The 17429-nt window shown below is 62.2% G+C and carries 21 protein-coding genes; 10 read left to right on the plus strand and 11 right to left on the minus strand.

Features of this window, described 5'->3' with window-relative positions; genetic code table 11:
* Positions 1-92: 92 nt before the first annotated feature.
* From DMX11_RS07355 to DMX11_RS07380, 7 genes are all read right to left on the minus strand, one after another.
* The gene (locus tag DMX11_RS07355; protein WP_110743894.1) at positions 93-1115 is read right to left on the minus strand and encodes a DNA topoisomerase IB; all 1023 of its coding nucleotides are present in this window, start codon (positions 1113-1115) and stop codon (positions 93-95) included.
* 58 nt (positions 1116-1173) lie between these two features.
* Entirely contained in the window at positions 1174-2265 is a 1092-nt protein-coding gene (modC, locus tag DMX11_RS07360; protein WP_110743895.1) for a molybdenum ABC transporter ATP-binding protein, read from the minus strand.
* A gap of 1 nt (position 2266) precedes the next feature.
* Complete coding sequence (gene modB, locus DMX11_RS07365) at positions 2267-2947, minus strand: molybdate ABC transporter permease subunit (protein ID WP_110743896.1); 681 nt, start codon at positions 2945-2947, stop codon at positions 2267-2269.
* Positions 2947-3705, minus strand: a complete 759-nt coding sequence (modA, locus tag DMX11_RS07370) for a molybdate ABC transporter substrate-binding protein (RefSeq protein WP_110743897.1) — start codon at positions 3703-3705, stop codon at positions 2947-2949. Before modA ends, modB begins: the two co-directional genes overlap by 1 nt.
* 102 nt (positions 3706-3807) lie before the next feature.
* Entirely contained in the window at positions 3808-4884 is a 1077-nt protein-coding gene (locus DMX11_RS07375) for a nitronate monooxygenase family protein (RefSeq protein ID WP_110743898.1), read from the minus strand.
* 54 nt (positions 4885-4938) lie between these two features.
* Positions 4939-5109, minus strand: coding sequence for a hypothetical protein (locus DMX11_RS26025; RefSeq protein ID WP_165944137.1), 171 nt, complete (start codon positions 5107-5109; stop codon positions 4939-4941).
* A 7-nt stretch (positions 5110-5116) separates the two neighbouring features.
* On the minus strand, positions 5117-5419 hold the full coding sequence (locus DMX11_RS07380) for a DUF1883 domain-containing protein (protein WP_110743899.1): 303 nt from the start codon (positions 5417-5419) through the stop codon (positions 5117-5119).
* A 159-nt stretch (positions 5420-5578) separates the two neighbouring features.
* Here DMX11_RS07380 and DMX11_RS07385 point away from each other — a divergent pair, with 159 nt between their 5' ends.
* The 8 genes from DMX11_RS07385 (at position 5579) to DMX11_RS07420 (ending at position 13025) form a co-directional block, all read left to right on the plus strand.
* Entirely contained in the window at positions 5579-5938 is a 360-nt protein-coding gene (locus DMX11_RS07385) for a hypothetical protein (protein WP_110744085.1), read from the plus strand.
* 77 nt (positions 5939-6015) lie between these two features.
* Entirely contained in the window at positions 6016-6666 is a 651-nt protein-coding gene (locus DMX11_RS07390) for a cytochrome c (RefSeq protein ID WP_110743900.1), read from the plus strand.
* Positions 6663-7577: a c-type cytochrome gene (locus DMX11_RS07395; RefSeq protein ID WP_110743901.1), complete on the plus strand. Its 915-nt coding sequence runs from the start codon at positions 6663-6665 to the stop codon at positions 7575-7577. The genes DMX11_RS07390 and DMX11_RS07395 overlap by 4 nt, the downstream gene beginning before the upstream one ends.
* Positions 7578-7810: 233 nt before the next feature.
* Positions 7811-8650 carry a UTP--glucose-1-phosphate uridylyltransferase GalU gene (galU, locus tag DMX11_RS07400; RefSeq protein WP_110743902.1) on the plus strand — a complete coding sequence of 280 codons (840 nt, stop codon included), beginning with the start codon at positions 7811-7813 and terminating at the stop codon, positions 8648-8650.
* Between the two features lie 186 nt (positions 8651-8836).
* Positions 8837-10192: a glutathione-disulfide reductase gene (gene gorA / locus DMX11_RS07405; RefSeq protein ID WP_110743903.1), complete on the plus strand. Its 1356-nt coding sequence runs from the start codon at positions 8837-8839 to the stop codon at positions 10190-10192.
* A 283-nt stretch (positions 10193-10475) separates the two neighbouring features.
* On the plus strand, positions 10476-11039 hold the full coding sequence (ahpC, locus tag DMX11_RS07410) for an alkyl hydroperoxide reductase subunit C (protein ID WP_003250537.1): 564 nt from the start codon (positions 10476-10478) through the stop codon (positions 11037-11039).
* A gap of 125 nt (positions 11040-11164) precedes the next feature.
* The gene (ahpF, locus tag DMX11_RS07415) at positions 11165-12742 is read left to right on the plus strand and encodes an alkyl hydroperoxide reductase subunit F (protein ID WP_110743904.1); all 1578 of its coding nucleotides are present in this window, start codon (positions 11165-11167) and stop codon (positions 12740-12742) included.
* Between the two features lie 94 nt (positions 12743-12836).
* Complete coding sequence (locus DMX11_RS07420; RefSeq protein ID WP_110743905.1) at positions 12837-13025, plus strand: hypothetical protein; 189 nt, start codon at positions 12837-12839, stop codon at positions 13023-13025.
* A 4-nt stretch (positions 13026-13029) separates the two neighbouring features.
* On the opposite strand, the gene DMX11_RS07425 is transcribed toward DMX11_RS07420, so the two are convergent.
* From DMX11_RS07425 to nhaR, 3 genes are all read right to left on the minus strand, one after another.
* Positions 13030-13677, minus strand: a complete 648-nt coding sequence (locus DMX11_RS07425) for a YceH family protein (RefSeq protein WP_110743906.1) — start codon at positions 13675-13677, stop codon at positions 13030-13032.
* A 162-nt stretch (positions 13678-13839) separates the two neighbouring features.
* A complete protein-coding gene (gene sstT, locus DMX11_RS07430; protein WP_110743907.1) occupies positions 13840-15051 on the minus strand; it encodes a serine/threonine transporter SstT in 1212 nt (403 codons plus the stop codon).
* A 79-nt stretch (positions 15052-15130) separates the two neighbouring features.
* Complete coding sequence (nhaR, locus tag DMX11_RS07435) at positions 15131-16024, minus strand: transcriptional activator NhaR (protein ID WP_110743908.1); 894 nt, start codon at positions 16022-16024, stop codon at positions 15131-15133.
* Between the two features lie 134 nt (positions 16025-16158).
* On the opposite strand from nhaR, the gene DMX11_RS07440 reads away from it, so the two are divergent.
* Entirely contained in the window at positions 16159-16398 is a 240-nt protein-coding gene (locus DMX11_RS07440) for a hypothetical protein (RefSeq protein WP_110743909.1), read from the plus strand.
* Between the two features lie 28 nt (positions 16399-16426).
* Positions 16427-17179, plus strand: coding sequence for a TerC family protein (locus DMX11_RS07445; RefSeq protein ID WP_110743910.1), 753 nt, complete (start codon positions 16427-16429; stop codon positions 17177-17179).
* 52 nt (positions 17180-17231) lie between these two features.
* On the opposite strand, the gene DMX11_RS07450 is transcribed toward DMX11_RS07445, so the two are convergent.
* Positions 17232-17411, minus strand: a complete 180-nt coding sequence (locus DMX11_RS07450) for a hypothetical protein (RefSeq protein WP_110743911.1) — start codon at positions 17409-17411, stop codon at positions 17232-17234.
* Positions 17412-17429 lie beyond the last annotated feature (18 nt).

Raw genomic sequence — 17429 nt, forward strand, 5'->3', positions numbered from 1 at the left:
AGCGGTTTGTCGGTCAAGGTGCTCGATGGCAAGAATAGGGCGCTTGGCGACCAATGGGAAATTTCTTCGCATCATGGGGTAAATAGACAGGCTTAATGGTCGTCCTGTTCCTCAAGTGCCTGAAGAAATAACAGTAATGCCACTTCTTCTGGGTCCAGGCCTTTGCGAATACGGTTTTTCGGCAGCTCGGCCAGGCGCCCCAGGGCATAGTGCTCAAGCACCGCCGGGTGGATGTAGCAACGCCTGCACACTGCCGGGGTATTGCCCAACCGCGTAGCCACCTGGCGGACGATGGCAGCGACCTGCCGTTTAGCCTCGGTTTCAGGCTCCCAGGCCAAAGGCCTGAGCAAGTCCAGTGCCAGGCTGCTGCCGGCCCAGGTGCGGTAGTCCTTGGCGGTGAAGTCGGCGCCGGTCAGCTGCTGCAGGAACTGGTTGACCTCGGCAGAGCCCACGCTGTGGCGCTGGCCGTCTTCATCCAGATATTGGAACAGTGCCTGCCCGGGCAGCTCCATGCAGCGCTTGAGCAGGTTGGCCAGGCGTCGGTCGTTGAGGGTGACGTTGTGTTCGACGCCGCGCTTGCCGCGAAACTGAAAGCGAATGGTGCTGCCTTTGACCTGCACGTGGCGGTTGCGCAGGGTAGTCAGGCCGTAGGATTGGTTGTCGCGCAGGTAGCGCTGGTTGCCAATGCGGATCAGGGTATGGTCCAGCAGGCTTACCACCAGCGCCATGACCTTTTCCCGGTCCAGGCCTGGTCGTGCCAGGTGGGCTTCCAGCTGTGCGCGCAGCTTGGGCAGGGCCTGGGCGAAGGCCAGCATGCGCCCGTACTTGTGCTGGTCGCGCAGCTCACGCCATTGAGCGTGGTAGCGGTACTGCTTGCGCCCACGGGCATCGCGGCCTGTGGCTTGCAGGTGACCTTGCGGGTCGGCGCAGATCCAGACATCGGTGTAGGCCGGGGGAATGACCAGCCCGGCAATCCGCGCGAGGGTGTCCTTGTCGCGTACCCGTTGGCCATCGGTATCCAGATAGATGAAGCGCTCGCGCCAGCGGCGCCGGGTCAGCCCCGGTTGGCTGTCGTCGACGTAGTGCAGGCTGCGTGGTAGGGGGCAGTCGAGCATGGGCGGCTGGCCTCGATCAAGATCACTGATCTATGGACAACACGCGGGCAGAGGATGCTCAGCCCAGCAAGGCCACCGACTTGATCTGGGCGATCAGCGCCTGGCCAGGATGCAGGCCAAGTTGGTCGGCCGAGAAGCGGGTGATGCGTGCAAGCAGGGCATTGCCGCCGGCATCCAGGCTGACCAGCACATGCGCCGGGTTGGCAGCCGGACGGCTCTCGCGCACCCGCACCGGGAGGCGGTTGATAATGCTCGAAAGGCTGTCTGCCGACAGTGCCAGGCTGACGTCGCGGGCCTGCACCTTGACCCGCAGGCTGCTGCCCATCACATGCGCCGGGTGGGCAATGCGCAGCAGCGGCCCACTGCTGCCGGGCAGGCGCAGGTCAAGCAGGTCGTAGTGGGGGTCGTGGCCCACCACCATGCCCTCGAACACCACCCCGGCGTCGTCGCCCTCGACCAGAGGCAGATCGAGGCGTGCCAACGTTTCGCCAATCGGGCCGCTGGCGATGGCCTGGCCTTGCTCAAGCAACACCAGGTGGTCGGCCAACCGCGCCACTTCATCCTGGGCGTGGCTGACATACACCAGCGGGATGTCCAGCTCGTCGTGCAGGCGCTCCAGATAGGGCAGAATCTCGCGTTTACGCGGCCCATCGAGGGCCGCCAGCGGCTCGTCCATCAACAACAGCCGCGGGCTGCTGAGCAGGGCGCGGGCAATGCCCACACGCTGCGCTTCGCCACCGGACAACGTCGCGGGGCGACGCGCCAGCAGGGGGCCGATACCCAGCAACTGGCAGGCCTGATCGAGGCTGACCTTGCGTTCGGCGGCGGCCACCCGCCGCCAGCCGAACTCCAGGTTGCCGCGCACCGACAGGTGCGGGAACAGGCTGGCCTCTTGGAACACGTAGCCCACCGGCCGCAGGTGGGGTGCCTGGAAGTAGCCGCGGCTGCTGTCTTCCCAGACCTCGCCGTTCACCTCGATGTAGGCGCTGGCGGCGCGTTCCAGCCCCGCCAGGCAGCGCAGGCAGCTGGTCTTCCCTGAACCGGAATGGCCGAACAGCGCGCTGATACCGCGCCCGGGCAGGTGCAGGTCTACGTCCAGGGTAAAATCGTCGCGCGCCAGCTTCAGGCGGGCCACTATCGATGCAGTCATTTCAGCTCCAGCCAGCTTTGCCACGGCGCCCGGCGTACAGCAGGAGCAGCACCAGGAAAGAGAACACCAGCATGGCACCGGCCAGCCAGTGGGCTTGCGAGTACTCCATGGCTTCGACGTGATCGAAGATCTGCACCGAAACCACGCGGGTCTTGTCGGGGATGTTGCCACCGATCATCAGTACCACACCGAACTCGCCCACGGTGTGGGCGAAGCCAAGGATGCTGGCGGTAATGAAGCCTGGGCGAGCCAACGGCAGCACAACATGGATGAAGGTGTCCCAGGGGCTGGCGCGCAGCGTTGCCGCCACCTCCAGCGGGCGCTGGCCGATGGCGCCGAAGGCGTTCTGCAGCGGCTGGACCACGAAGGGCATGGAATACACGGTCGAACCGATTACCAGGCCGGTGAAGCTGAACACCACAGTCCCCAGGCCCATCGCCTGGGTGGCCTGACCGAGCCAGCCGTGCGGGCCGAGGGCGATCAGCAGATAAAACCCGATCACCGTCGGTGGCAGCACCAGCGGCAGCGCCACCAACGCGCCCACCGGCCCGCGCAGCCATGAGCGCGTGCGCGCCAGCCACCAGGCGATGGGCGTGCCAATGATCAGCAGGATCAAGGTGGTGAGGCTGGCCAGCTTGATGGTCAGCCAGATCGCTCCCAGGTCACTGGCATCCAGGGGCATCAGATTTCATAACCGTAGGACTTGATCACCGCTGCGGCTTTCGGGCCCTTGAGGTATTCGACCAGTGCCTTGGCGGCCGCATTGTCCTTGCCTTTGTTAAGGATCACGGCGTCCTGGCGGATCGGGTCGTGCAGGTTGGACGGCACGATCCAGGCCGAGCCATTGGTCACCTTGCCGTCCTTGTAGATCTGCGACAGGGCCACGAAGCCCAGTTCGGCGTTGCCGGTGGAGACGAACTGGAAGGCCTGGGTGATGTTCTGGCCCTCGACGATCTTGCCTTTGGTGGCGTCGGTGAGCTTGAGTTTGTCCAGCACCTGCGTGGCGGCCAGGCCGTACGGTGCCGCTTTGGGGTTGGCAATGGACAGGTGGTTGAATGCGTTCTTCTTCAATACTTCACCCTTGGCATCTACATACCCGTCCTTCGCCGACCACAGGGCCAAGGTGCCTACGGCATAGGTGAAGCGCGAGCCGGGGACGATTTCCTTTTCGTCTTCAAGCTTTGCCGGAGTGCTGTCGTCGGCGGCGAGAAACACCTCGAACGGCGCGCCGTTCTTGATCTGGGCATAGAACTGCCCGGTGGCGCCGTAGGCGGCGACCAGCTTGTGGCCGGTGTCCTTCTCGAAGTCCTTGGCAATGGCCTGGATTGGCGCTGTGAAGTTCGCTGCGACCGCGACCTGGACTTCATCGGCCCAGGCAGAGTTGAAGATGAACAGGCTGGCCAGGGCGGTGAAGGCCAGGTGTGAAGGGCGGATACGCATGAAGACAGCTCCTTGAGATTATCGTTATATCTTCAACTATATAGCGATAGGCCAATTGTCGGGAAGGGGCTTGATGATGCCCGGCCTGTTCAAGAACGCGGCTTACTGGCCAAGCGAGATCAGTGCGTTTGCAGCAATTTCCCGAGTCAGCGCCTCAGCCGGCATATGCCGCCCCAATCTCAGTGCCTGGCCCGACCACAAATTGCTGAAATCACTGTTACCCTGCGGATCGGTGATCGCCCGCAATGGCATCAATGCCCCACCCGCCAACGGGAAACGTGGCGCCAGTGGGCTCATTGGCCCCAGCTCACGCATGATGCGGTTGTTGATGCCACGCGCCGGGCGGCCGGTGAACAGGTTGGTCAGCGCCGTGTCGCTGGCAGGCGCGCTGTCCAGCGCCCGGCGATGGGCTGGCGAAACCTTGGCCTCGGGGCAGAACAGGTACGCCGTACCAATCTGCACGGCAGAGGCGCCCAGGGCCAATGCGGCCACCAGGCCGCGGTGGTCGCCAATGCCACCTGCAGCAATCACGGGCACGCTGACGGCATCGACCACCTGTGGCACCAAGGCGAAGGTGCCGATCTGGCTGGTGATGTCATCGCTAAGGAACATGCCGCGATGGCCACCGGCTTCATAACCCATGGCAATGATCGCGTCGCAGCCGTTGCGTTCCAGCCAGACCGCTTCTTCAACGGTAGTGGCACTGGACAGTACCTTAGCGCCGCTGGCCTTGACCCGCTGCAGCAGTTCGGCTTGAGGCAGGCCGAAGTGGAAGCTCACCACCTGTGGGCGCAGCTCTTCGACCAACTGGCAGCTGTGCTCGTCGAATGGCGCACGGTTGGAAACGGGTGTTGGCGCGGCGAAATCGGCACCCACTTCCTTGTAGTAAGGCTCAAGCGCCTGCTTCCAGCGCGCATCACGCTCGGCGTCCGGCGCTGGCGGCTGATGGCAGAAGAAGTTCAGGTTCAGCGGGCGCCCCGGGCAGCCTGCGCGGAACGCTGCGATCTCGGCGCGCACCTGCTCCCCGTTCAGCATGGCGCAGGGCAGGGCGCCCAGCCCACCGGCCAAGCCCACGGCAACGGCCATGGGCGAGCCGGTCGCGCCCGCCATGGGCGCCTGCAGAATGGGCAGTTCGACGCCCAGCAGGTCGAGGATACGGCGGTCGGGCCAGTGGCTCATGCGATACTCCTTGCGTGGGGCGAACGGTGCGGCGGCGGGCGCTTGTGGCGGCTGCTACAGGGCCTTGCTGACCTGGATGTCGCTGATCTTGTCGGCGTCTTCGCCGTGAATCTTGCGCAGGGCCTCAAGCGCTTGCGCTTGGGAGGCATCGGGCATCAGTGCGAAATCCCAGCGGCGCTGGCCGTCGAGCTTGTATTTGATGACGTACTTGATGGTCTGGGTCATGGTGGTCTTATCTGAGTTTCGACGACGAACGACGGATGACCTTGATCTTGTGGGTCAGGGTCGGCTTGCGGGTTACCGAGATCGGGCGCGTGGTTACGGTATCGATGGTGATGTTCCAGAAACCGGTGCTGGGCACGGTGATCTTCGCCGGGAACTTTTCGAAATGGCCGCCGTGGTAGGTATGACGGCCGCCGTTCTTGAAGCTGCGGAAATTGGCGTCGTTCATCAGGCGGATATTGCAGCGCTGGGAGCACTCGATGACGACGATGTCGTCCTCGTTGAGGTGCTCGCGCTGGTGTACGAATTTCATGTGATGCTCCGCAAGGTCTGTATCTGCAAACGCAAACGATACCACGATGTGCCGTTACACTGCCGCGCTGTTCGCCAGGCGTAGATAAATCTGCCAAAGCAGGGAGCAAAACCGCCTGGCGGTGGTCGAAGCGTATTCTTGATGGCAGAGGTGCTGCAAATGAAGTGGATGGTGGCGGCGTTGTCGCTAACGCTGGGCGGCTGTGTAAGTGTTGCCGAACTGGAACAGTCGCATGAAACGATGGACGTGATCTCTGGCAAGAGCCCGCGCGCCTACGCCGATTGCATCAAGCAAAAGCTGGCCGATACCCGTGACCCGCTGGTCGAAGAGCAGCGTGGCGACGGCCTGCGACTGATCGTGCCGCAGAAAATCACCGCAGCTGCTGGCCCGGCCGCATTGGTGGACATCGACAAACGTGGTAGCGGCAGCAGCATCAAGCTGCACGAGCGGCTGAACAATTTCCCGCTGCGCCTGGGTGATGTGCGCACGGCGGCTACCCAGTGCATCTCCGGAAGTTGATCTGAGGCAACGGCCCCTTCTTTCTTTGCTTATATGTTTTAAGCCTAAACATATAACAAAAGAAAAGGAGCGTCGTGATGGTACCGTTGAGATGCGCAGTGATCGGCAGCCTGCTGATCCTGGCCTGGCCTGTGGCGCATGCCGCCGATGGCCAGAAAATCTTCACCCAGGGCGGGGCTAACCCCGCTGCCATGGCTTGCATTGGCTGCCATGGCCCGGACGGCAAGGGCATTGCCGCTGCCGGCTTCCCCCGCTTGGCCGGGCTTCCGGCAGGGTATCTCAGCAAGCAATTGCACGACTGGCGCAGTGGCACCCGCAAGCAGCCGGTGATGGAGCCGCTGGCCAAGGCCCTGAGCGAAGAGGAAATCACCGCCGTCAGTGCCTACCTGGCCAGCCTGCCCGCAGACCCCCCTGGCGATCTGCGCCGTCAGCAGATTGCTGATGACCCCACCACCCGCATGGCCCTTTACGGCGACTGGAGCCGGCACATTCCCGGCTGCGTGCAATGCCACGGCCCCGGCGGCGGCGGGGTGGGCGAGCATTTCCCACCGTTGACCGGCCAGCCCGCCAGTTATCTGGCGGCGCAGCTCGATGCCTGGCGCGACGGCAGCCGCCGTAATGACCCCAACCAGTTGATGGTCGGCGTGGCCAAGGCCATGACCGAAGACGAAATCAAGGCCGTTGCCGAGTTCTTCGCCCGCCCCGTCAGCCAGGAGGTCAAGCCATGAGAGCGACGATTCCCGCCTTGTTACTGCTGGTTGTGAGTTGCCCCCAGGCCGCGCCCATCGCCATGGAAGACCAATCGCAGCTGAGGGTGCCCGGCGTGCAGGCGCCGCCACGGTTCGTGCCACCCGCTGAGCGCGAGCTGCCTGACAATGCCTTTGGCAAGATGGTGCGCGAAGGGCATGCCCTTTTCGTCGACACCCGCCGGCTGATGCCCGAAGCCGTAGGCAATGGCATGAACTGCAGCAATTGCCACCTCGACCAGGGGCGCCTCGCGCACTCTGCACCGCTTTGGGGTGCGTACCCGATGTACCCGGCGTACCGCAAGAAAAACGACAAGGTCAACACCTTTGCCGAGCGTATCCAGGGCTGCTTCCAGTTCAGCATGAACGGCAGGCCGCCAGCTGCCGACAGCCCGCAAATGACTGCGCTGGCGGTGTATTCATACTGGCTGTCGACCAAGGCGCCGACCGGTGTGGAAATTGCCGGGCGTGGCTACCCCGAGGTGGCGCAGCCCAAGGGCGGTCATGACTTCAAGCGCGGCCAGCAGGTTTACGCTGAGCAGTGTGCGATCTGCCACGGCAACAACGGCGAAGGGCAGAAAGTGGCTGGCGAGTACGTGATGCCACCGCTGTGGGGCAAGGATTCCTACAACTGGGGCGCTGGCATGCACCGTATCAACACCGCCGCTTCGTTCATCAAGTACAACATGCCGTTGGGCAAGCCGGGCAGCCTGAGCGACGAGCAGGCCTGGGATGTGGCGGCGTGGATCAACCGCCATGAGCGCCCACAGGACCCGCGGCTGGTAGAAGGCTCCATCGAGAAGACGCGGGTGAAGTTTCATGCCAACGACGGGGTGAACCTGTATGGTCAAGAGGTCGATGGGGGGCTGATCGGGCAAGGGACTGGTCACTGATGCGTATCTGTGCCGGCCTCCGCCAGGGCTCACACGCCGCGGGGCCGGCACAGAGGCTTGTGCTGTCATCCACCGGTCATGTATGACAGCAATATTTACGATCCCCCGGAACTATCTACACTGGGTTATCTCTATCTTCCCATCGGTCGGCCACAGGTGAGGCATTGTAAGGTGCGTGCCGCCTGATTAGACTGCGCCGAATTCCACAGGCCTAGCCTTTTGTAAGGACGTATATGATCAAGAAATGCTTGTTCCCGGCAGCCGGTTACGGCACTCGTTTCCTGCCTGCTACCAAAGCCATGCCCAAGGAAATGCTGCCGGTGGTCAACAAGCCACTGATCCAGTATGGCGTTGAAGAAGCATTGGATGCGGGTCTGAGCGAAATTTCCATCGTTACCGGGCGCGGCAAGCGCGCGCTCGAAGACCACTTCGACATCAGCTACGAGCTGGAAAACCAGATCAAGGGCACCGACAAGGAAAAATACCTGGTCGGTATCCGTCGCCTGCTCAACGAGTGCTCGTTCTCCTACACCCGTCAAACCGAAATGAAGGGCTTGGGCCACGCTATCCTCACGGGTCGCCCGCTGATCGGTGACGAGCCGTTTGCCGTGGTGCTGGCGGACGACTTGTGCGTCAATCCGGAAGGTGACGGCGTGCTGACCCAGATGGTCAAGCTGTACAACCAGTTCCGCTGCTCGATCATCGCCATTCAGGAAGTCGATCCGCAGGAAACCAACAAGTACGGCGTCATTGCCGGCGACATGATCCGTGACGACATTTACCGTGTCACAAACATGGTAGAGAAGCCTGCGCCGGAAGATGCACCGTCGAACCTGGCGATCATCGGTCGTTACATCCTGACCCCGGACATTTTCGACATCATCAAGAACACTCCGCCAGGCAAGGGCGGCGAAATCCAGATCACCGATGCGCTGATGCAACAGGCGCAAAACGGCTGCGTAATCGCCTACAAGTTCAAGGGCCAGCGGTTTGACTGCGGTGGTGCCGAAGGCTACATCGATGCGACCAACTTCTGCTTCGAGAACTACTACAAGACTGGCAAGGCTTACTGAGTAAGCCGCTACTCGTATCAGCGTTCATAACTGGGGCCGCGTTGCGGCCCTTCGCGGGCATGCCCGCTCTACAGGTACGTGCAGGCCTTCTAGGTTGCGTAGTCCTGTGCGAGCGAGCGTGCCGGCGAAGGGTCGCAAAGCGGCCCCAGTGCGTTATGCTGGGCGCCTGCCTAGGAGAGTGAATACATGGCCTACGATTTTGATCTGTTCGTGATTGGCGCCGGGTCCGGTGGGGTGCGCGCGGCGCGCTTTGCCGCCGGCTTCGGCGCAAAAGTGGCAGTGGCCGAAAGCCGCTACCTGGGCGGTACCTGCGTCAACGTCGGATGTGTACCGAAAAAACTGCTGGTGTACGGCGCGCATGTTGCCGACGAACTGGAGCAGGCTGCAGGTTTCGGTTGGACCTTGGAAGAAGGGCATTTCGACTGGGGCACCCTGATTGCCAACAAGAACCGCGAGATCGAGCGCCTCAATGGCATCTACCGCAACCTGCTGGTCAACAGCGGGGTGACCCTGCTGCAGGGCCATGCGCGCCTTACCGGCGACCATGAGGTAGAAGTGGACGGCCAACGCTACAGCGCCGGGCACATCCTCATCGCTACCGGTGGCTGGCCGCAGGTGCCGGACATTCCGGGTAAGGAACTGGCCATCACCTCCAATGAAGCCTTCTACCTCAAGGACCTGCCTCGGCGTGTGCTGGTGGTGGGCGGTGGCTACATCGCCGTCGAGTTCGCCGGTATCTTCCAGGGGCTGGGTGCCGATACCACGCTGTTGTACCGCGGCGACCTGTTCCTGCGCGGCTTCGATGGTTCGGTGCGCACACACCTGAAGGAAGAACTGGAAAAGCGTGGCCTCGACTTGCAGTTCAATGCCGATATCCAGCGTATCGACCAGCTGGAGGACGGCAGCCTCAAGGCCACCCTCAAGGACGGCCGCGAGTTGGTCGCCGACTGCGTGTTCTACGCCACTGGGCGGCGCCCGATGCTGGACGGCCTGGGCCTGGAAAATACCGGTGTCGAGCTGGATGGACGCGGCTATATCCGGGTTGACGAGCAGTACCAGACCACTGCACCGTCGATCTTGGCCATTGGTGATGTGATCGGCCGTGTGCAGCTCACCCCGGTGGCTTTGGCCGAAGGTATGGCCGTGGCGCGGCGTCTGTTCAAGCCGGAGCAGTATCGCCCGGTGGACTACCAGAACATCCCGACCGCAGTGTTCAGCCAGCCGCCAATCGGTACCGTTGGCCTGACCGAGGAGCAGGCACTGGAGGCCGGGCACAAGGTGCAGGTGTTTGAAAGCCGCTTCCGCGCCATGAAGCTGACCCTGACCGACATTCAGGAAAAGACCCTGATGAAGCTGGTGGTCGATGCCGAGACTGACAAGGTGTTGGGCTGCCATATGGTCGGCCCTGACGCTGGTGAGATTATCCAGGGCCTGGGGATTGCCCTGAAGGCCGGTGCAACCAAGCAGCAGTTCGACGAAACCATCGGCGTGCACCCCACGGCGGCTGAAGAGTTCGTGACCATGCGCACAGCCACGCGCTGACCGCGAATCAAGCGCGATCCCTGTGGGAGCGGGCTTGTCCCGCGAACACGGGCGAAGCCCTTGCCATCCACCACGGCGTCGGTTTCCGGGGACTTGGGCTTGGCCCTCCTTGTTCCGCTACAGACTCCGCAATCCTTTGCTCAGCCCATTCCCTTCTATTAATAAACAATGGTTATAGCCAAAACCAATCACAAGCATGAGCTTTGCCAATGAGCCTTCAGCGGGATGATTAGTTAGGATTCTATCCATCAACTGATTCCAACCCCATGAAGGAGCGTCTCTCATGCCAATCATCAACAGCCAGGTCAAACCGTTCAACGCCACCGCCTACCACAAAGGCGAGTTCGTGCAGGTCAGCGAAGCCGACCTGAAAGGCAAGTGGTCCGTCGTGTTCTTCTACCCGGCCGACTTCACCTTTGTCTGCCCGACCGAGCTGGGTGACCTTGCCGACAACTACGCCGAATTCCAGAAACTGGGCGTGGAAATCTACGGTGTGTCCACCGACACTCACTTCACCCACAAAGCCTGGCACGACACTTCCGACACCATCGGCAAGATCGAATACCCTCTGATCGGTGACCCGACTCACGTCATCTCGCGCAACTTCGACGTGCTGATCGAAGAAGCCGGCCTGGCCGATCGCGGTACCTTCGTGATCAACCCGGAAGGCCAGATCAAGATCGTCGAACTGAACGACGGTGGTGTAGGCCGCGATGCTGCCGAACTGCTGCGTAAAGTGAAGGCTGCACAGTACGTTGCCGCCCACCCAGGCGAAGTTTGCCCGGCCAAGTGGAAAGAAGGCGAAGCCACTCTGGCGCCATCGCTCGACCTCGTAGGCAAGATCTAAGGTCATGCGCACCCCGCGGGCGGTAACCAGCCGCCAAAGCTGAAGTACCTACCGCCCCGTAAAAGCGCCCGGGCGACATCGCCTGGGCGTTTTTGTATCCGAGTTTTGAAAAAGGAATCGCCCGTATGTTGGACGCCACGCTTAAATCGCAACTGAAAACCTACCTGGAGCGGGTCACCCAGCCGATCGAGATCGTTGCCTCCCTCGACGACGGCGCGAAGTCCCGCGAATTGCACGACCTGCTGGTGGAAATCGCCGGCCTGTCGAACCTTATTACCTTCAGCGCGGACGGTACCGATGCCCGTCGCCCATCGTTCTCGCTGAACCGCCCGGGTGCTGACCTGAATGGCAACGGCATCAGCCTGCGCTTCGCCGGCATACCCATGGGCCACGAGTTCACCTCTCTGGTACTGGCGCTGCTGCAAGTCGGTGGCCACCCGTCCAAGGCCAGTGCCGAAGTGATCGAGCAGATCCAGGCGCTGGAAGGCGAGTTCACCTTCGAGACCTACTTCTCGCTGTCTTGCCAGAACTGCCCGGACGTGGTCCAGGCGCTGAACCTGATGGCGGTGCTGAACCCCAACGTGCGTCACGTGGCCATCGACGGTGCGCTGTTCCAGGCTGAAGTGGAATCGCGCAAGATCATGGCGGTGCCGAGCATTTACCTGAACGGCGAAATCTTTGGCCAGGGCCGTATGGGCCTGGAAGAAATCCTCGCCAAGATCGACACCAGCGCCGGGGCCCGCCAGGCCGAGAAAATCAACGCCAAGGACGCTTTCGACGTGCTGGTGGTCGGCGGTGGCCCCGCTGGCGCGGCAGCTGCCATTTACGCAGCACGCAAAGGCATCCGTACAGGTGTGGCTGCCGAGCGTTTTGGTGGCCAAGTGCTGGACACCTTGGCCATCGAGAACTTCATCTCGGTGCAGGAAACCGAAGGGCCGAAGCTGGCCACGGCATTGGAAGAGCACGTCAAGCAATACGATGTCGACATCATGAACCTGCAGCGTGGCGAAGCGCTGATCCCGGCTAACGATGGCGGTCTGCACGAAGTGCGCCTGGCTGGCGGTGCTTCACTCAAGGCCAAGACCGTCATCCTGGCCACCGGGGCTCGCTGGCGCGAAATGAACGTGCCGGGTGAGCAGGAATACCGCGCACGCGGCGTGGCCTACTGCCCGCACTGTGACGGCCCGCTGTTCAAGGGCAAGCGCGTGGCGGTGATCGGTGGCGGCAATTCGGGCGTGGAAGCGGCCATTGACCTGGCCGGTATCGTTGCCCAGGTGACGCTGATCGAGTTCGACAGCCAGCTGCGTGCCGATGCGGTGTTGCAACGCAAGCTGCACAGCCTGCCAAACGTGAAAGTGATCACCAGTGCACTGACCACTGAGGTGCTGGGCAATGGTGAAAAAGTGACTGGCCTGCGCTACAAGGACCGTTCCACGGACGAGCAGCATGAACTGGCGCTGGAAGGTATCTTCGTGCAGATCGGCCTGTTGCCGAACACAGACTGGCTGAAGGGTACTGTCGAGCTGTCGTCGCGTGGCGAGATCATGGTCGATGCCAAGGGCCAGACCAGCATCCCGGGTGTGTTCGCCGCGGGTGACGTGACGACTGTGCCGTACAAGCAGATCGTGATTGCGGTGGGAGAGGGGGCCAAGGCCTCGCTGGCGGCCTTCGATCACCTGATTCGCACCTCGGCGCCCGCATAAGCCTGCGTTGCCCTATCGCCGGCACGCCAGCGATAGGGCCTTTGAAGCCTGGGGGTGTCTATGATTACTGTAAATACCCTCAGGAATCACCCGCATGACCCTGATCAGCCGCGAACCCTGGTGGCTAGTCCCGCCAAAGCCCGGTCAAACAGAGCAAGACCTGCACTGGGGATACCTGGAAATCTACGCCGACGGCCGCACCGTGTTCGTCGACCAGCGCCCCAGTGACCGGGAGCTGGCCGAGCGCAAGAGCTGCCGTCACTTCCCCGACCTCGAGCCGTAAAGGCTCAGCCTTCCAGCTCGGCCAGGCGCGCTTCCAGCGCCGCGATGCGGGCTTCGAGGGCTTCGATACGGTCTTCCGACACACTGCCGCCACCGCTGCGGGCGCTACCTTCGTGCTGACGTGCAGCGAGGATCGCCTCGATCTCTGCCGGGTCGCCCAGGGCATGGGTGTAGCGGTCTTCGCGCTGGCCGGGCTGGCGTGGCAGGTGCAAGGCCAGGTCACGAGAGATCAGGCGCTCTAGCTGGTGCTGGATCTGCTCGGTGTCGTCGAAGTCATGCAGGCGGTTACTGCGGGTCAGCAGTTCGTTGAGGGTTTGTGGGCCGCGCAGGAACATCAGGCCCATCAGCACCAGTTGCGCCGGCACCAGCTCCAATGCCTTGTCCACCCGTTGCTCCCAGCGATCGGCGCGGCTGCCCATCTGCAGGCGGGTCATGTCCTGCCCTTCGAGGGCGCGCAAGGCCTGGCCGACCTGGCCCTGGGTCAGGTTCATCACCGGCTCGCGGCTGGTCTTCTGGTTACAGGCCAGGACCAGGGCATTGAGGGTCAGCGGGTAGCTTTCGGGGCTGGTGGCCTGCTTTTCGATCAACGCGCCGAGCACGCGAATCTCGATGCTGGTGAAGCGGCCTTCGCCGGCGGTTTCGTGTTCTGACATGGCCCTGTCTCATTGCTGGGGAAAGGCCACTAGCCTAGGTAAAGCGCCTGGCTTAAGCAATCATCTGCGTCTTGAAAGCGCAAGCCCGCCGCTACAGAGCAATGCGCTCTTCTGTAGGGGCGGGCTGGTGTCGCGGTCGGCCGCAAATCGGCCCGGGTATCATCAAGCGTTACGCCGCTCTTCAGCCAGGCAGGCCGCCGCGGTGAACAGAACATCGGTCGAGGAATTCAGTGCCGTCTCGGCCGAGTCCTGCAGCACGCCAATGATGAAGCCCACCGCCACCACCTGCATGGCAATTTCGCTGGGTATACCAAACAGGCTGCATGCCAGCGGTATCAGCAGCAGCGAACCACCCGCCACACCCGAAGCACCGCAGGCACACACTGCCGCCACCACGCTGAGCAGCACGGCGGTAGGCAGGTCTACCGGAATACCCAAGGTATGCACTGCCGCCAGGGTCAGCACGGTAATGGTGATCGCCGCACCGGCCATGTTGATGGTCGCACCCAGCGGGATCGACACCGAGTAGGTGTCTTCATGCAGGCCAAGGCGCTCCGACAGTGCCATGTTGACCGGAATGTTGGCCGCCGAACTGCGGGTGAAGAATGCGGTAATGCCGCTTTCGCGCAGGCACAGCAGGGTCAGCGGGTAAGGGTTGCGGCGAATCTTCCAGTACACGATCAGCGGGTTCATCACCAGTGCCACGAACAGCATGCAGCCAATCAGCACCGCCAGCAGGTGCAGGTAGCCGAGCAGAGCGTCGAGGCCGGATTGCGCCAGGGTAGCGCTGACCAGACCAAAGATGCCCAGCGGGGCGAAGCGAATGACCACGCGGACGATCAAGGTTACGCCGTTGGACAGGTCGTCGACCACGGTACGGGTGGTTTCACCGGCATGACGCAGGGCTATGCCCAGGCCGATGGCCCAGGTCAGTATGCCGATGAAATTGGCATTGAGCAGGGCGTTGATCGGGTTGTCGACTGCGCTCAGCAGCAGGTTCAGCAACACCTCGCTGATACCGCCAGGCGCGCTCAACGTAGCCTCGCCGGTGCTCAGCGCCAGGTTGGACGGGAACAGCATACTGGCGAACACGGCCACCACTGCTGCGGCAAAGGTGCCCAGCAGGTACAGCCAGAGGATCGGGCGAATGTGGGTTTCCTGGCCATGCCGGTGGTTGGCGATCGAAGCCATGACCAGGATGAACACCAGCACGGGCGCCACCGCTTTGAGGGCGCTGACGAACACTTTGCCAAAGAAGCCCAGGTCGCGGGCCACACTGGGCGCCAGCAGGGCCAGGGCGATACCGGCAAGCAGGCCGATGACGATTTGCGTCACCAGGCTGGTGCGGTTGAGGAAGCGGAAAACAGGGGTCATGTGCAGCAGCGTCTCGAATTCTGGAAAGGGGCGGACTTTACCATAAGCGCAGTGCTGGCCTGCGCCCCCCGCTGCACGGTCACCAGTGAAACAACTCCCGGCGCGCGCCCTCGGTGATGGCCACGATTCCTGGATGCTTGACCTTGCGCTCCACCGAAATCGCGTAGAACGACTCATGAACGGCTTCCGTCTGCCCGATCAGCCGCACGCCGTACTGGCGGCACACTTCTTCGGCAATGACGCTGGGGGCGACGAATATCCCGCTGCCGGACTGCCCGAACGCCTGCATCAAGGCGCTGTCATCGAATTCGCCGACAATCCGCGGCTGTACGTGTTGCTCGCCCAGCCAGCGCAGCAGACGGCTGCGCACCACGGTTTCCGGGCCGGGAATCAACAGTGGGGCGTCCTGCAAACAGGCTGGGAAGGCCCCCCCGTGACGCTGGGCCAGCGCCGGGGTGGCAAAAAAGCTCAGCCCGCACTCGCCAAGCTTCTGGCTGTAGCCCTTGATGTCCAGGTTGTTCGGCATGGGGCTGTCGGAAATCACCAGGTCCAGGCGCTGGATCGCCAGGTCGGCAAGCAGCCGCTCGAGCTTGTCTTCGCGGCAATTGATGCGCAGCACATCGTCCAGCTCCATGGTCGGTGCCAGCAAACGATACACAATGGACTTGGGCACCACGTCGGCCACACCCACCCGGAACAGGATCTGCTCCTGTGGGCCAGCGCGCAGCATGGCCTCCAGCTCACCGCCCAGCTGGAACATCTGTTCGGCATAGACCAGTGTCTGGCGCCCGGTTTCGGTCAGCTCCAACTGCCGGCCCACGCGCTGGAACAATTCCAGACCGTAGGTTTGTTCGAACAGGCTTATCTGCCCGCTGATGGTTTGCGGGGTCAGGTTCAGTTGCTCGCTGGCGCGGGCGATGCTGCCGGTCTTGGCCACCGCCCAAAAGTAGTGCAGCTGCCGATAGTTGAGCATCAGTGCTTTCCAGGTTCGTAAAAACCGAAGTATAACCGCTGAAAATACGAATTTTCCTGATGTATTGCCTTGTCTAGAATTCACCTCCATCAGGCGCCCTGTGCGCCGCCGGAATATCGACAAGCGAGGAACCCATGCTGCAATTCAAATCCATCGGCACGCCGCTGGTACTGGCCTTGGCCCTGTTCACCCTGGCCGGTTGCGACCAAGCCGAGAAATCCGCCCAGCAAATGCTCGACCAGGCAGCGCAATCGGCCAAGCAGGCCATCGACGACACCAACAAGGCCGCCCAGCAAGCGTTGAGCGATGCCATTGGCACCCAAGGGCAAAAGCCCAAGGATGCCGAAAAGAAAGAAGAAACCCAGGAAATTTGACCCTAACCGCCGCTGCAGGATCTGAACAATGGAATATTTGCTGGAACTCGCCGCTAGCCCTACCGCCTGGATTGCCCTGGCTACGCTGGTAGCCATGGAAGTTGTACTGGGTATCGACAACCTGATCTTCATCTCGATCCTGACCAACAAACTGCCGGTGGCGTACCGATCCAAGGCGCGGCGGATTGGTATCAGCATGGCCCTGATCATGCGCCTGGCCTTGCTGAGTACGGTGGCCTGGATCGTGCAGTTGACCGACCCGGTGTTCGAAGTGTTTGGCAACGCCTTCTCGTGGAAGGATGTGATCCTGATCGCCGGTGGCCTGTTCCTGCTGTGGAAGGCGACCAAAGAGATCCACGAGAACGTCGACCCGCACGGCGCCAAGGAAGAAGCCAAGGTCGGCTCGACAGTTACCCTGGGTTTTGCAGCGGCGATTTTCCAGATTTTGCTGCTGGACATTGTCTTCTCGGTCGACAGCATCATCACCGCCGTGGGCATGACCGAGCACTTGCCGATCATGATCATTGCCGTGATCACTGCCGTGATCGTGATGATGGTGGCCGCCGACCCACTGGCGAACTTCATCAATGACAACCCGACCGTGGTGATGCTGGCCCTGGGCTTCCTGATCATGATCGGCATGACGCTGATCGCCGAAGGCTTTGGCGCCCATGTACCGAAAGGTTATGTGTATGCGGCGATGGCGTTCTCGACGGTGATCGAGATCCTCAACATCCTGGCGCGTCGGGCGCGGTTGAAGCGTGAAGCGACTGAAGGCTGATGTAACGACGGGGCGCCTGGCGCCCCGTTCCCAGTCTTGATCAAATCCAGTGTCAGTGCACCCCGGCATGCCGCCGCGCCCGCCGCACGGGCTCTGGCTTGGGCGGGGCCTGAGGTGGCAGGTGGTGATGGTGTGCATGACGCCGCACGATGCGCAGTACGCCCCAAAGCATGGCGGCTGCGACGCTCAGCCACATGCCTACCAGCATGAGGATTGCCAGGGTCAGGCTCATTTGTGCCTCCATCTCTAC

Origin of the sequence: Pseudomonas sp. LB-090624, from assembly GCF_003205205.1 — a bacterium.
Taxonomy (GTDB): Bacteria; Pseudomonadota; Gammaproteobacteria; order Pseudomonadales; family Pseudomonadaceae; genus Aquipseudomonas.

Excerpts from the sequence above, each read along its gene's own strand:
- DMX11_RS07440 (WP_110743909.1), top strand. The coding sequence starts at position 16,159 with ATGCTGCAATTCAAATCCATCGGCACGCCGCTGGTACTGGCCTTGGCC.
- modC (WP_110743895.1), bottom strand. The coding sequence starts at position 2,265 with ATGACTGCATCGATAGTGGCCCGCCTGAAGCTGGCGCGCGACGATTTT.
- gorA (WP_110743903.1), top strand. The coding sequence starts at position 8,837 with ATGGCCTACGATTTTGATCTGTTCGTGATTGGCGCCGGGTCCGGTGGG.
- modA (WP_110743897.1), bottom strand. The coding sequence starts at position 3,705 with ATGCGTATCCGCCCTTCACACCTGGCCTTCACCGCCCTGGCCAGCCTG.
- modB (WP_110743896.1), bottom strand. The coding sequence starts at position 2,947 with ATGCCCCTGGATGCCAGTGACCTGGGAGCGATCTGGCTGACCATCAAG.
- DMX11_RS07445 (WP_110743910.1), top strand. The coding sequence starts at position 16,427 with ATGGAATATTTGCTGGAACTCGCCGCTAGCCCTACCGCCTGGATTGCC.
- nhaR (WP_110743908.1), bottom strand. The coding sequence starts at position 16,024 with ATGCTCAACTATCGGCAGCTGCACTACTTTTGGGCGGTGGCCAAGACC.
- galU (WP_110743902.1), top strand. The coding sequence starts at position 7,811 with ATGATCAAGAAATGCTTGTTCCCGGCAGCCGGTTACGGCACTCGTTTC.
- DMX11_RS07420 (WP_110743905.1), top strand. The coding sequence starts at position 12,837 with ATGACCCTGATCAGCCGCGAACCCTGGTGGCTAGTCCCGCCAAAGCCC.
- DMX11_RS07450 (WP_110743911.1), bottom strand. The coding sequence starts at position 17,411 with ATGAGCCTGACCCTGGCAATCCTCATGCTGGTAGGCATGTGGCTGAGC.
- DMX11_RS07375 (WP_110743898.1), bottom strand. The coding sequence starts at position 4,884 with ATGAGCCACTGGCCCGACCGCCGTATCCTCGACCTGCTGGGCGTCGAA.
- DMX11_RS07355 (WP_110743894.1), bottom strand. The coding sequence starts at position 1,115 with ATGCTCGACTGCCCCCTACCACGCAGCCTGCACTACGTCGACGACAGC.
- DMX11_RS07390 (WP_110743900.1), top strand. The coding sequence starts at position 6,016 with ATGGTACCGTTGAGATGCGCAGTGATCGGCAGCCTGCTGATCCTGGCC.
- ahpF (WP_110743904.1), top strand. The coding sequence starts at position 11,165 with ATGTTGGACGCCACGCTTAAATCGCAACTGAAAACCTACCTGGAGCGG.
- sstT (WP_110743907.1), bottom strand. The coding sequence starts at position 15,051 with ATGACCCCTGTTTTCCGCTTCCTCAACCGCACCAGCCTGGTGACGCAA.
- ahpC (WP_003250537.1), top strand. The coding sequence starts at position 10,476 with ATGCCAATCATCAACAGCCAGGTCAAACCGTTCAACGCCACCGCCTAC.
- DMX11_RS07395 (WP_110743901.1), top strand. The coding sequence starts at position 6,663 with ATGAGAGCGACGATTCCCGCCTTGTTACTGCTGGTTGTGAGTTGCCCC.
- DMX11_RS07380 (WP_110743899.1), bottom strand. The coding sequence starts at position 5,419 with ATGAAATTCGTACACCAGCGCGAGCACCTCAACGAGGACGACATCGTC.
- DMX11_RS07385 (WP_110744085.1), top strand. The coding sequence starts at position 5,579 with ATGAAGTGGATGGTGGCGGCGTTGTCGCTAACGCTGGGCGGCTGTGTA.
- DMX11_RS07425 (WP_110743906.1), bottom strand. The coding sequence starts at position 13,677 with ATGTCAGAACACGAAACCGCCGGCGAAGGCCGCTTCACCAGCATCGAG.
- DMX11_RS26025 (WP_165944137.1), bottom strand. The coding sequence starts at position 5,109 with ATGACCCAGACCATCAAGTACGTCATCAAATACAAGCTCGACGGCCAG.